Below are 11,911 nucleotides of genomic sequence, written 5' to 3' on the forward strand. Positions count from 1 at the left end.
AGCACAGTGGTACCCCTGTGGGAGCGGGTTTACCCGCGAAAGGGCCGGCACAAACAAAAAAGCCACCTGCAGGCAGGTGGCTCTCTTCCATTCACACAAATTTCTTCACGCGGTTGCCAAGGCCTCCCGCCGCGCATGCCGCTTGCTGGTAATCACCCCCAGCACCAGGATCACCAGGGCCAGCGCCAGGGTCAGCGATACCTCCATGCGGTGCTTGGGCATGACGAACATGGTGCCGAGGGCAAAGATGATGAAACCGATCACCGCATAGGTCAGCCATGGGTACAGCCACATGCGGAAGGCAATCTCGACATTCTGCCGCTGCAGGATGGCGCGCATGCGCAGTTGCGAGAAGGCAATCGCCAGGTACACCAGCAACGCGATCGACCCGGAACTGGCCAGCAGGAAGGCAAACACCTCGGCCGGGGCGAAGTAGTTGACGATGGTCGCCAGCATGCCGATCAGCGTGCTGCCGATCACCGCCGCACGTGGCACGCCCACCTTCGAGGTGCGCTGGATGAAGCCTGGCGCATCACCGCGCTTGCTCAGCGAGTAGAGCATCCGCGACGAAATGTAGATCGACGAGTTCAGGCAGCTGGCCACCGCCACCAGTACCACGATGTCCACCAGTTGCTTGGCGTAAGGAATGTTCATGATTTCCAGCGCCCGCTGGTACGAACCCTGTACCGGCAGCAGCGGGTCGTTCCACGCCACCACCGAGATGATCACGAAGATCGACAGCAGGTAGAACACGCTGATGCGCCAGATCACCGAACGGGTGGCCTTGGCGATGTTGCGCGCCGGGTCTTTCGATTCGGAGGCGGCGATGGTGACCGCTTCGGTGCCCAGGTAGCTGAACATGGTGGTCAGCAAGGCACCGATGATCGCGGTCCAGCCATTGGGCATGAAGCCGCCCTGCTGCTCCAGCAGAAGTGGCAGGCCACTGACTTCACGCCCCGGCAATACGCCAGCCAGGGCTGCGGCGCCCAGGGCGATGAAGGCGACGATGGCGATGACCTTGAGCATGGCGAACCAGAACTCGAACTCGCCGTACTTGGCCACGCTGAACAGGTTGGTGGCGGTCAGCAGCACGGTCATGCTAAGGGCGAAGAACCAGGCATCGATGTGCGGGAACCAGTTGTTGAGCACCACGCCGGCGGCAATGGCTTCGATGGGAATCACCAGCACCCAGAACCACCAGTACAGCCAGCCGATGGTAAAGCCGGCCCAGCGGCCGATGGCGCGGTCTGCGTAGGTGGAGAACGAGCCGGTATCGGGGCTGGCGACGGCCATTTCCCCGAGCATGCGCATCACCAGCACCACCAGCGCGCCGGCCAGTGCATAGGCGACGATGGCTGAAGGGCCGGCCGCCGCAATGGCGTGCCCGGAGCCGATGAACAACCCGGCACCGATCACCCCGGCGATGGAGAGCATGGTCACATGGCGTTGCTTGAAGCCTTGCGCCAGCTGATTGCTGGCGCCACTCGCGCTTGTCATTGTCATCCTGATCCCTGCTTTTGTTTTCTTTGTGGGGGGACGTGAAGCTCCTGGATCGAAACCCAGCGTGGATGAGCTTCGCGCCCGGTCACGGTACGCCAGCGAGGGGGCGGTCAAGTTGACTGGATCCGCCACGGACTTGACCATAAGTGACATCGGTTCCTTTGAAAGGCGCATGGCAGAGCCTTCTATGCGACAGGGGATGTCGTTCGGCATACCGAGTGAACGATGACGGCGGCCAGCGGGTCAGCTGCTTACACTTCACGAGGAGGCCTTGCCATGCTCGATATCCATTCCGCGACGGCATCGTCGCAGCACAATGTTCATGGGCTGGAACGGGTCAGCTCGCTGGCCGGGGGGGCGCTGATGTTCAGCAAGGGGATGCGCCATGGCGGCCTGGTCGGCTTGCTGCAGATGGTGGTGGGAGGTTTGGCGGTGGCCCGCGGTGTCAGCGGGCATTGCTCGACCAAGGCCTGGTGGCAGCGGCATCGCCAGGAATACCAGCGGCTGCGTGCGGACATCGAGCGCAGTGCGGCGGAGCTGGAGGCGTTGCGGGCCAGTGCCGACGCGGCGACGCAGGGGGTGACGGTGACCGGGAAGGATCCGTTGGCTGGCAGTTGAGTTTTGCACTGCCTGTGCCGGCCTCTTCGCGGGTGAACCCGCTCCCACAGGGACGGCACCGTCTTGAGGGCAGTACATTACCTGTAGGAGCAGCCTTGTGCTTCGAAAGGGCCAGTATGATCAAAGAGGGTCTGTGGCTGTAATTGCCTCTTCGCAGCACAAGGCTGCTCCTACAGGGCAACGAGAAACCTGTGGGAGCGGGTTCACCCGCGAAGAGGCCGGTACGGGCGAAAGAGGTGCTCAGCGCAACGCCTTGCTCTGCAACACCTCGGAGCGCCGCCCCAGCACGTTCTCGCTGATCTGTATGAAGTCTTCGGTGCTGACGCTGGGCAGGCGCATCAGCCCGCGCGCCACATCGTCCAGCGAGCGTTTGGCCTGGGTGTGGATGCGGATTTCCTTGTCCAGCGCCTGCAGCAACATCACCCCCCGCGCCACCTGCGCCGGGGTGGCATGCTCGCCCTTGAGCCGGGTGACCTTGGCGCCCTGCTTGCTCAGGCGCGCCTGCCAGGCCTGGTAACGGTCGTCACTCACCCCGCCCGAGCGGCGCAGCAACTCGCTGGCGTAGTAGTCGGTCAGGCTTTCCACCAGCCAGTCACTGCCGTCACGCCCATGGATCTGCGCAAACAGTTGCACCACTTCGCGCAGCAACGGGCTGCTGCCGTTCTCGCTGACCATAGGCCGGGCACTGTGCAGGTACAACGAGCCCTGCGCGGCCATCGCCCCGCGCCACATGCCGTCGCGGGCACCGACCAACAGCAGCTTCGGCGGGTTGCGCGGGAACACCGCCTGCAATTGCGGCCAGACAAAGGTCAGCATGGTCAGGTTGTCCATGCGCCGCATACCCTGCCCCACCGGTGCGGCCACGGTGACGTCGGTTTCGCCCAGGCGGGCGCGGCGGCTACCCAGGTCGCCGGCGAGCATCCAGCCGGTAGGGCGGTCGAACAGGCGCGAAACGTTGTCGATGCGGAACTTGTCCTTGCCGATGCGCGGCCAGGAAGTCTCGATGCTCTTCCAGCCTTCGGGCAGGTCGAACGCCAGCCGCGCCACCAGCTCGGTGCCATCCTGCTGGTCGAGGCGCGCAGGCGGTACCAGCTGGTCGCCGAGGAACAGCGCCCAATGCGGGGTGATGCGCGACGAATAGGCGCCGCTGCCGCGTTTCTGGTCCAGCTGCACGCGGTAGCTGAGGCTGGTCTTGCCGGCCGCCGGTTGCCACACGCCGCGCTGGCCCTGCAGTTGCCATTGGCCATCAGCCTGGAAGCCGCTGTAGGCCCCGGCCTTGCCCAGGTCGAAGTCCAGGCTGCGCACGGCACTGCCTTCGGCCAAGGTGAGGCGGACCTCCGCCTGGCCACTGGCCGGCAACAGGCGCACCTGGTAGTCGAGGTCGACCTTTTTCGCCCAGGCCGGCGAACTGGCCATCAGGCCAAACAGCAACAACAGCTGGCAACGCATACAGAAACTCCTTGTTTCCCCGTGGCAGCGGGCCGCGCCGGTCAGCTGGCGCGGAAGATCAGGTGGTCTTCCCAGTCGTCTTCGTGCACATCGTGTTCACTGAGCATGCGCCCCGACTGGGAAATGCGCTGTTCATGGACCTGCTGGCGATCGCCGCAGACCAGGTGGTGCCAGGCCGGCAGGTCCTTGCCCTCACTGACCAGGCGGTAGCCGCAGGTGCTCGGCAGCCACTTGAACTGGTCGGCCTTGCCCGGGGTGAGCTGGATGCAGTCAGGTACCTGGGCGAAGCGGTTGGGGTAATCGCTGCACTGGCAGGTGTGCAGATCCAGCAGTTTGCAGGCGATGCGCGTGTAATAGACGCTGTTGTCGTCCTCGTCCTCGAGCTTTTGCAGGCAGCACAGGCCGCAGCCGTCGCACAGCGACTCCCACTCTTGCGGGCTGAGTTGTTCGAGGGTCTTGCGCCGCCAGAACGGCGCGTTTTCAGCGATCATGACACGGGTTTCCTGCATTCATCGTGGGGCCACGGCGCGCGGCGGCGCCAGTCTAGAGCCTGGCCTTCGGCAAAGCCAGACCGCTTGTCAGTCGCGACGCAACGCAGTAGCGTGCGCGTTTCCCGTCCTTTTGCAGGAGCCGCCATGAGCGCCACCCCCCGCATTGCCGATTACGCCATCAACGAGCAGTTCATCAACCGCTGGTCGCCACGTGCCTTCACCGCCGAGCCGATCAGCGAAGAGACCCTGCTGAGCTTCCTCGAAGCCGCACGCTGGGCACCGTCGGCGTACAACTCGCAGCCTTGGCGCTTCCTGTATGCCCGCCGCGACACGCCGAACTGGGAGCGCTACCTGAACCTGCTGGTGCCGTTCAACCGCAGCTGGGCGCAACAGGCTTCGGCGCTGGTGCTGGTCATTTCCAAGACCACCTTCGCGGCACCCGGCGCCACTGAAGAAAAGCCGGCGCTGTGGCACACCTTCGACACAGGTTCCGCCTGGGGGCACCTGGCCCTGCAAGCCAGCATCAGCGGCTGGCACACCCATGGCATGGCCGGTTTCGACCAGGAACTGGCGCGTCAGGAGTTGAAGGTTCCGGAAGGCTACGTGCTGCATGCCATGGTGGCGATTGGCAAGCTGGGTGACAAGGCCAGCCTGGACGAAGCCCTGCAGGCGCGGGAAGTACCGAGCCCGCGCAAGCCACTGAGCGAGCTGGCTGCCGAGGGTGATTTCAGCCTGTAAGCCTTGCATTGGCTGTACCGGCCTCTTCGCGGGCTCGCCCGCTCCCACAGGTACAACACACCCTTCGAGGGCGGCGCAATACCTGTGGGAGCGGGCAAGCCCGCGAAAAGGCCAGCACAGGCACTACAAAATCAATAGCCCCGGGCGAAGTCCACTTCACCTCGCAACCCCTGCCCCGCCACATACGCCCGCACATTCTCGACAAACAACCGCACCATCGCCGCCGGCGAGGTGGGCGCCGAGCTGTGCCCGGTCAGCAGCAAGCCCCACGCCGTCCAGAACGGGTGTTGCCTGGGCAACGGCTCCTGCCGGCAGACATCGATCACCGCCCCAGCCAGGTGCCCTTCCTTCAGCGCCTCGACCAGGTCAGCGTCGACCACCGCCGCCCCACGCCCGGCATTGATGAACAGCGCCGTGGGCTGGAAGCACTTGAACAGTGCCGCGTCATACAGGTCGTGGGTGGCCGGGGTATCCGGCAGCAGGTTGAGCACGTAGTCGACCTGGCCAACCATGCGCGGCAGGTCGGCCAACGCCGCGACCTCGACGAACGGCGCCTGCTCGCGGGCGCTGCTGGCAACGCCATACAGCACCACGCCAAACGCCTGCAGGAACTCGGCCACCCGCTGGCCAATGTCGCCAGTGCCGACGATCAGCACCTTGCGGCCTTCCAGGGTACGCCCCGGGCGGTCGTCCCAACGCCGCTCGACCTGGCTGACCAGGCGCGACAGCACCTCGCGCTCATGGCCGAGCATGTAGGTGAGCATGTACTCAGCCATCACCTGGCCAAAGATGCCCACGGCGCGGGTCAGGCGATAGTCGCGCGGCAGGCCCTCGGCCAGCAGCGGGGTGATACCGGCCCAGGTGGACTGCATCCAGACCGGCTTGTGGCCCTGGCGCAGCAGGCTTGCCAGCAGGTCCGGCTGGCCCAGCCACACCGGGCACTGTGGCGCCTGGCCGGCCAGTTCGGCGGAGTCGCCGCTGGTCAGGATCTCCAGCTCTGGCGCGGCTGCGCGCAAAATCTCGGCGTATCGAGCATGATCATGCTCAGCAATCAGTACTCGCATGATCAGGCAGGGTCGTTACGGCGCAGCAACTCTTCGGGCAGATGCTCGATGTAGTCGTCTTCCGGCGGCGGCATCTGCAGGTGGTAACCCTGGTTGTCGAGGTTTTCCAGCACCTTGGCGATATCCTCGCGGGCCAGCTTGCGCTCGGGGGTAAGCACCAGGTCGAAGGCGTGCACGGGGGTGCCGAAGAACGGCAGCAGGCCTTCGGGCACGCGCTCCAGGCCGTCGGCCTTGAGCACGTACAGGTACATTTCGTTCTTGCGGGGGCTCTTGTAGATAGAGCAAATGCGTTTCATCGGGTCTCTCCGGCGCCTGCCAGGCTGTCCAGCAGGGCCTGGCCCATGCGCTCACGGCGCCAGCCGCGCAGCGAATCGGGCAATTGATAGGGGCCATTGGGGTAGCCGCTCTTGAGCAGCGCTTCCAGGGCTTTCTTGCGCAGCATCAGCTCGGGGGCAATGCCCAGGCGCTCACCTTCGGCCTGGCCGATGGCACGCAGCTGCTTGAGGATGCCGCTGGCCTCGATCGGCAAAGGCTCGGGCAAGGCCTGTGGCCATTGCTCGGCTGGCAAGCTGGCGGCACGCTTGATCAGCTGGATGAGGAACTCACCGTCCTGACGAATGGTGCGCGGATGCATCTCGTCGATCTTGGCCAGCGCCGACAGGTTGTTCGGCTGGCTCTTGGCCATGGGCCACAGCGAGTGCTCCTTGAGAATGCGGTTGCGCGGCACGTCGCGGTTGCGCGCTTCACGCTCGCGCCAGGCGCACAGCTCACGCAGCACTGCCAGTTGCTGGGGGGCCAGCTTCCAGGCCAGCTTGACGTCGCGGTACAGGCTTTCGGGCTCGACTTCGCGGCGCAATGCGGCCACCAGCTCGGCGCCGTCCTCCAGCACCCAGGCGTACTTGTCGTCACTCAGGCGCGGGCGCAACACGGTGAACAGCTCGGCCAGGTGCACGGCATCCTCGGCGGCATAGCTGACCTGGGTTTCCGAGAGCGGGCGCTGCAGCCAGTCGGAACGGGTTTCGCCCTTGGGCAGGTCGATCCCCAGCACTTCCTGCACCAGGCGCGAATAGCCCATGGAGAAGCCCAGGTTCAGGTAGCCGGCGGCCAGTTGGGTGTCGAACAGCGGCTGTGGCAGCTTGCCGGTCAGGCGCAGCAGCACTTCGAGGTCTTCGCTGCAGGCGTGCAGCACCTTGACCACGCCGCTGTCATCCAGCAGTTCGGCCAGGGGTTGCCAGTTGCCGATCAGCAACGGGTCGATCAGGAAGGCACGCTGGCCATCGCCGATCTGGATCAGCCCGGCTTTCGGGTAGAAGGTGTCGACCCGCATGAATTCGGTGTCGACGGCGACAAAGGGCAGCTGATGCCAGTCGCGGCAGTGTTCGGCCAGGCTCTGGTCGTCACGGATCCAGTGTATTTCGATGGCCACGAGGCTCTCCCACTAACATTGGCGCGCAGTATATACGGCGCGGGCACTGCTGGTGAAACCCGGGCCATCCTTGATATCGATCAGCGGTGCTGTTGGCGTGTGCAGGCAGCAGCAACTCTCGTGCGCAAAATCCGCAAGCTTCGCGCTCCCACAAAGACCGCGCAAGCTAGCGGTTTTTGAATGCGCTTTGCCTCAGCGCTTGGCCGCCAGCCATGGCCGGCAGCTGGCGAACATGTCCAGCGACTGCTGGTAGACCTCGGTGTGCACCTGCAACAGGCCGAGCATCGAGTGGAACAGGTTGTCCTGCGACAGCGGTGCATCGCTGAGCTTGGCCAGGCAGTCGGTGTCGACGCCGAAGTCCTCCTTGTAGCTGTCGGAGAACCAGGTCAGCAGCGGCACGTGCTTCTGCTGCTCGGGGGCGATGGCGTAAGGCGTGCCGTGCAGGAACAGGTTGTACTCACCCAGCGACTCGCCATGGTCGGACAGGTAGATCATCGCCGTGTCGACCTTGTCCTGCTTGCTGCGCAGGGTGTCGATCAGCGAGGCCAGTACCTTGTCGGTATAGGCCAGGGTGTTGTCGTAGCCGTTGACGATTTCCTGTTCGCTGCACTGGTCCAGCGCGTTGCTCTGGCACACCGGGGCAAAGCGCTGGTCGGCGCCGGGGTAGCGCTTGAAGTATTCAGGCCCGTGGCTGCCCATCTGGTGCAGCACCAGCACGGTGTCCTTGTCGAGGTTGTCGATCAGCTCACCCAGGCCCTGCAGCAGGATCTGGTCATGGCATTCACCATCAGCGCACAACTGCGGGTCCTGGAGTTTGCTGACATCGATGAACTGCACGCGGTCGCAGGTGCCCTTGCAGCCCGACTGGTTGTCACGCCACTGCACCGCCAGGCCGGTACGCTGGAGGATGTCCAGCAACCCTTCGCGGTTCTTCGCCACGCGGGCATCGTAGTCCTTGCGCTTCATGCCAGAGAACATGCACGGCACCGAAACGGCGGTTTCCGTGCCGCAGGAGTGCACATCGGAGAACGCCAGCAGGCCCTGTTCCCTGGCAAGGTTCGGTGTGGTATCGCGGTTGTAGCCAAGCACGCCGAAGTGGTCTGCCCGCGCACTTTCGCCCACCACCAGCACGGTCAGCGACTTGCGTTCGTGCTTTTGCCAGGCGGCATCACGCTTGGCATCTTCGCCATAATGCTGGAAGGGCCGCGATGCGGTACCGACGCGCTCGCTGACATAACCGATGGAGGCACCCACGATATTGCTGGGGGTGAGCATCAGGCGCAGTTCGTGGTGGTTGCGAAACAGCGACGACAGGCCCTGGTAGTTGACCAGTGCCACCGAGCCCAGGGCCACCACGCAGGCACCGCCAACCACCAGCTTGCCGAGCAGTTCACGGTGCCAGGCGCGATAGGCGATCGGCGCCTTCCACAACAGCACCGAAGGCACTACACCGAGGCCCAGGATATACAAGGCAAACTTCAACGAAAGCAGGTCACGCACTTCCGCCACGTTGGTTTCCGCGATATTGCGGAACATGCCCGCGTCAATAAGTACGCCGTACTGGCTCATGAAGTAAGCCACGCCCGCGCCGCTCATGAACAACACGACAAGTATTGGCTTCAATATATAACGGAAGGCGAACAACGTGAGGATCAGGTTGAACGCGAACAGCATCAGCACGGCAAACGCCAGGCTCAGCCAAAGCCCCGGAAAACCGGGCGGCACGACTTGTTCAAGATGCTGCCAGAGGAAGACATTGAAGCCGATCAGCAGGTAAAGGCTGGCCAGCAGCGTGACCCATTCAGTCCGCAGGGATTTGAAGTTGAGCATCAGTGTTCGCAATCAAGAGTGATTATCAGCCCGAGGGCCTGCGCGGCACCGGGGAAACTTGGCTGAACTCTAGAAAGCATGCCATCAATATTTTGTGAAAAAGACGCCAACAAATTCGTGAGCAGGCGCCTTTTCTACATTAAAAGAAGTTCATTCAGCGCTTGTTCAGCCTGGCAGGCGTGCCTTGGCATACGGCTCGCGGTCGATGTCCAGCACTTCCACGCACAGCTGGATATCAAGCCCGGGTTGCTCGGGGATGGCGTCACGCAACACGTCGAGCAGGCTGGTGGACAATTGCGTCTTGACCTCGGGCGAGCGCCCGCTGAGGATGGCCAGGCGCACATGGGCAAAGGCACGCTCGCCGGGCGCAGTGCCCACCCGATAGTGCTTGAAGGCTTCGGCGCGGCTTTTGATATCGGCCTCGTCGGCGAACTGGCCACTTCCGACCAGGGCATGGTTCAGGCGCAGCAGCAGGACGTCGACATTCAGCTCACGCAGGTTGTCGCTGTATTCGAGGTTCAGGTGAGGCATGGCGCAGGTTCCGGGTCACGGGGGAGATGCGACAGCCTACCCCAGTCCCCTACCTGCGCAAAGACGACTATCCTCAAAGGTCAGAACCATCCGCCAACCCCCCGACAGAGGTGAAGAAATGCCAGTTCCGCATGATCTGCTCGCTGACCTGCACGTTACCGCTGATGCATTCCAGGCGCTCATGGACAAGGACCAGACGCTGCACTCACTGCACAAGGAATACAACGCAAAAGACAAAGAGGTGGTCGCTGCCGAAGGCAACGGCACCAACGACGAAACCGTCAACCGCCTGCGCAAGGAGCGCTTGCAGATCAAGGACAAGATCGAACGGATCATTCATCCGCCCAAATCCAGATAGATACCACAGGCCTGCACGGCCCCCTGTAGGAGCGGCCTTGTGTCGCGATGGGCTGCGCAGCAGCCCCGAAAATCTCGACAGAGACATAGATTTTGGGGCTGCTGCGCAGCCCATCGCGACACAAGGCCGCTCCTACAACCGCATCATCACGAGCCAGCAGCCGCAGCCTTCAACGCCCCATCCAGGTCCTCGACCAGGTCACGGTAATCCTCGATCCCCACCGACAACCGCAGCAGGTTCTCGCTGATCCCCATCACGCCCTTCTGCTCCGGGCTCAGCGAGCAGTGCGACATGCTCCAGGAGTGGTTGATCATGCTTTCCACCCCGCCCAGCGAGTCGGCCAGCACGAAGATCTGCAGCGCCTCCACCAGGCGGTTGAGCGCGGCGCGGTCGCCCTTGACCTTCATCGCCACCACCGCCCCGCCACTGCGCATCTGCCGTTTGCACAGCTCATGCTGTGGGTGGCTCTCCAGCCCCGGGTAATACACCTGCTCGATCTGCGCGTGGCTTTCGAGGAAGCGAGCCACCTGCAGGGCATTGGCACACTGGCGCTCCATGCGCACATCCAGGGTCTTCAGACCGCGCAGGGCCAGGTAGCAGTCGAACGGCCCCTGCACCGCGCCAATCGCCATGCTGATGCGGCGCAGGCGCGCCAACAGCGCATCATTGGCAGCTACCACCACGCCACCGGTGAGGTCGGAGTGGCCGCCGATGTACTTGCTGGCCGAGTGCATCACCAGGTCCACGCCCAAGGTGATCGGGCGCTGGTTCCACGGCGAGCAGAAGGTGTTGTCGATGCAGGTGAGGATGCCCCGCGACTTGGCCAGGTCGCACACCGCCTTGATGTCGACCAGGTGCAGCAACGGGTTGGTCGGCGACTCGATCCAGATCAGCTGGGTTTCCGGCTTGATGGCGGCGGCCACCGCCTCGAGGTCGTTGAGGTCGACGTAGGTGGTGGTCAGGCCCGAGGTGCGGCTGCGGTAGTCTTCCATGATGCGGAAGGTGCCGCCGTACACGCCGTTCATCACCACCACGTGGGCATCCTTGGGCAGCAGCTCCAGCACGGTGGCGGTGGCGTTCACACCCGAGGCGCAGGCGACCGCGCCAACGCCCTCTTCCAGGGCGGCGACACAGGTTTCATAGGCATGCCGGGTGGGGTTGCCGACGCGGCTGTAGGAGTATTCCGGCTTGTCGTCCAGGCTGCGTTTGGTGAACGAGCTGGCGGTGACGATCGCCGGGAAAATAGCGTTATCGGCGACGCTGAACTGCTCACCGGCGTGAATGGTACGGGTGGCGAAATTGCGCGGCTTGTCGGACATGGTCAGGCCCATTGGCAGAGTGAAAGCTGCAACTATCGCACAACCCAAATCTTCTGGCCTTGGGGTAATCTGTGAAATATTTTTCTCCACGGCCCACGCGCGATATGGACAGCTTCGACCAGCACATTCTCACCCTGCTTCAGCGCGACGCCTCGATCTCGCTCAAGGACCTGGCCGAGGCCGTAAACCTGTCTACCACGCCGTGCTGGAAGCGGGTCAAGCGCCTGGAGGAAGACGGCTACATTGTCGGCCGTGTCGCCCTGCTCGACCCGGAACGGCTGGGGTTGGGGCTGACGGTGTTCGTCCAGCTCAAGACCCAGCGCCACGACAGCGCCTGGCTGGAGCAGTTTGCCGCGACCGTGACCGGGTTCGAGGAAGTGATGGAGTTCTACCGCATGTCGGGGGACTGGGATTACATGCTGCGGGTGGTGGTGGGGGATATTGCGGCGTATGACCGGTTTTACAAAAAGCTGATCACCAGTACTGATGGGCTGTCGAACATCACTTCCAGTTTTGCCATGGAGCAGATGAAGTACACCACGGCTTACCCGGTGCATCGTTCCTGATCGGTGCTGGATTCTTCGCGG

The 11,911-nt window shown here is 63.5% G+C and carries 13 protein-coding genes; 4 read left to right on the forward strand and 9 right to left on the reverse strand.

Going from position 1 to position 11,911, the window contains the following annotated elements; all coding sequences use genetic code 11:
- Positions 1–105: 105 nt before the first annotated feature.
- Positions 106–1,503, reverse strand: coding sequence for a GABA permease (gabP, locus tag ABNP31_RS19575; RefSeq protein ID WP_025340219.1), 1,398 nt, complete (start codon positions 1,501–1,503; stop codon positions 106–108).
- Between the two features lie 273 nt (positions 1,504–1,776).
- Here gabP and ABNP31_RS19580 point away from each other — a divergent pair, with 273 nt between their 5' ends.
- Positions 1,777–2,118, forward strand: coding sequence for a DUF2892 domain-containing protein (locus ABNP31_RS19580; protein ID WP_075046031.1), 342 nt, complete (start codon positions 1,777–1,779; stop codon positions 2,116–2,118).
- A gap of 240 nt (positions 2,119–2,358) precedes the next feature.
- Here ABNP31_RS19580 and ABNP31_RS19585 read toward each other — a convergent pair whose 3' ends face one another.
- Complete coding sequence (locus ABNP31_RS19585) at positions 2,359–3,567, reverse strand: hypothetical protein (protein ID WP_085618063.1); 1,209 nt, start codon at positions 3,565–3,567, stop codon at positions 2,359–2,361.
- Positions 3,568–3,608: 41 nt separating this feature from the next.
- Positions 3,609–4,058 carry a YcgN family cysteine cluster protein gene (locus tag ABNP31_RS19590; protein ID WP_025340222.1) on the reverse strand — a complete coding sequence of 150 codons (450 nt, stop codon included), beginning with the start codon at positions 4,056–4,058 and terminating at the stop codon, positions 3,609–3,611.
- A gap of 144 nt (positions 4,059–4,202) precedes the next feature.
- Between ABNP31_RS19590 and ABNP31_RS19595 the strand changes: the two genes are divergently transcribed.
- Entirely contained in the window at positions 4,203–4,796 is a 594-nt protein-coding gene (locus ABNP31_RS19595) for a nitroreductase family protein (RefSeq protein ID WP_075046033.1), read from the forward strand.
- Between the two features lie 131 nt (positions 4,797–4,927).
- Here ABNP31_RS19595 and ABNP31_RS19600 read toward each other — a convergent pair whose 3' ends face one another.
- The 5 genes from ABNP31_RS19600 to ABNP31_RS19620 all read right to left on the reverse strand — a co-directional run bounded on the left by ABNP31_RS19600 (position 4,928) and on the right by ABNP31_RS19620 (position 9,647).
- Positions 4,928–5,860 (reverse strand): D-2-hydroxyacid dehydrogenase, encoded by a 933-nt coding sequence (locus tag ABNP31_RS19600; protein WP_085665277.1) that lies wholly within the window; start codon positions 5,858–5,860, stop codon positions 4,928–4,930.
- Between the two features lie 2 nt (positions 5,861–5,862).
- Positions 5,863–6,156: a YcgL domain-containing protein gene (locus ABNP31_RS19605; RefSeq protein WP_015271354.1), complete on the reverse strand. Its 294-nt coding sequence runs from the start codon at positions 6,154–6,156 to the stop codon at positions 5,863–5,865.
- Complete coding sequence (rnd, locus tag ABNP31_RS19610) at positions 6,153–7,286, reverse strand: ribonuclease D (RefSeq protein WP_075046034.1); 1,134 nt, start codon at positions 7,284–7,286, stop codon at positions 6,153–6,155. Before rnd ends, ABNP31_RS19605 begins: the two co-directional genes overlap by 4 nt.
- A 192-nt stretch (positions 7,287–7,478) precedes the next feature.
- Complete coding sequence (locus ABNP31_RS19615; RefSeq protein WP_350012682.1) at positions 7,479–9,116, reverse strand: phosphoethanolamine transferase; 1,638 nt, start codon at positions 9,114–9,116, stop codon at positions 7,479–7,481.
- 165 nt (positions 9,117–9,281) lie between these two features.
- Positions 9,282–9,647 carry a 5-carboxymethyl-2-hydroxymuconate Delta-isomerase gene (locus tag ABNP31_RS19620; protein ID WP_085665276.1) on the reverse strand — a complete coding sequence of 122 codons (366 nt, stop codon included), beginning with the start codon at positions 9,645–9,647 and terminating at the stop codon, positions 9,282–9,284.
- A 118-nt stretch (positions 9,648–9,765) separates the two neighbouring features.
- Here ABNP31_RS19620 and ABNP31_RS19625 point away from each other — a divergent pair, with 118 nt between their 5' ends.
- The gene (locus ABNP31_RS19625) at positions 9,766–10,005 is read left to right on the forward strand and encodes a YdcH family protein (protein ID WP_085665275.1); all 240 of its coding nucleotides are present in this window, start codon (positions 9,766–9,768) and stop codon (positions 10,003–10,005) included.
- 146 nt (positions 10,006–10,151) lie between these two features.
- Here the strand turns inward: ABNP31_RS19625 and ABNP31_RS19630 are convergent, their stop codons facing one another.
- On the reverse strand, positions 10,152–11,336 hold the full coding sequence (locus tag ABNP31_RS19630; protein ID WP_085665274.1) for a trans-sulfuration enzyme family protein: 1,185 nt from the start codon (positions 11,334–11,336) through the stop codon (positions 10,152–10,154).
- A 92-nt stretch (positions 11,337–11,428) separates the two neighbouring features.
- Here ABNP31_RS19630 and ABNP31_RS19635 point away from each other — a divergent pair, with 92 nt between their 5' ends.
- Positions 11,429–11,890 (forward strand): Lrp/AsnC family transcriptional regulator, encoded by a 462-nt coding sequence (locus ABNP31_RS19635; RefSeq protein ID WP_039613985.1) that lies wholly within the window; start codon positions 11,429–11,431, stop codon positions 11,888–11,890.
- Positions 11,891–11,911 lie beyond the last annotated feature (21 nt).

This window comes from Pseudomonas asiatica, from assembly GCF_040214835.1.
GTDB classification, from domain to species: Bacteria; Pseudomonadota; Gammaproteobacteria; order Pseudomonadales; family Pseudomonadaceae; genus Aquipseudomonas; species Aquipseudomonas putida_Z.

Bases quoted from the DNA above. Each gene is read 5' to 3' on its own strand.
- gabP (WP_025340219.1), bottom strand. From the start codon at position 1,503: ATGACAATGACAAGCGCGAGTGGCGCCAGCAATCAGCTGGCGCAAGGC.
- ABNP31_RS19580 (WP_075046031.1), top strand. From the start codon at position 1,777: ATGCTCGATATCCATTCCGCGACGGCATCGTCGCAGCACAATGTTCAT.
- ABNP31_RS19585 (WP_085618063.1), bottom strand. From the start codon at position 3,567: ATGCGTTGCCAGCTGTTGTTGCTGTTTGGCCTGATGGCCAGTTCGCCG.
- ABNP31_RS19590 (WP_025340222.1), bottom strand. From the start codon at position 4,058: ATGATCGCTGAAAACGCGCCGTTCTGGCGGCGCAAGACCCTCGAACAA.
- ABNP31_RS19595 (WP_075046033.1), top strand. From the start codon at position 4,203: ATGAGCGCCACCCCCCGCATTGCCGATTACGCCATCAACGAGCAGTTC.
- ABNP31_RS19600 (WP_085665277.1), bottom strand. From the start codon at position 5,860: ATGCGAGTACTGATTGCTGAGCATGATCATGCTCGATACGCCGAGATT.
- ABNP31_RS19605 (WP_015271354.1), bottom strand. From the start codon at position 6,156: ATGAAACGCATTTGCTCTATCTACAAGAGCCCCCGCAAGAACGAAATG.
- ABNP31_RS19615 (WP_350012682.1), bottom strand. From the start codon at position 9,116: ATGCTCAACTTCAAATCCCTGCGGACTGAATGGGTCACGCTGCTGGCC.
- ABNP31_RS19620 (WP_085665276.1), bottom strand. From the start codon at position 9,647: ATGCCTCACCTGAACCTCGAATACAGCGACAACCTGCGTGAGCTGAAT.
- ABNP31_RS19625 (WP_085665275.1), top strand. From the start codon at position 9,766: ATGCCAGTTCCGCATGATCTGCTCGCTGACCTGCACGTTACCGCTGAT.
- ABNP31_RS19630 (WP_085665274.1), bottom strand. From the start codon at position 11,336: ATGGGCCTGACCATGTCCGACAAGCCGCGCAATTTCGCCACCCGTACC.
- ABNP31_RS19635 (WP_039613985.1), top strand. From the start codon at position 11,429: ATGGACAGCTTCGACCAGCACATTCTCACCCTGCTTCAGCGCGACGCC.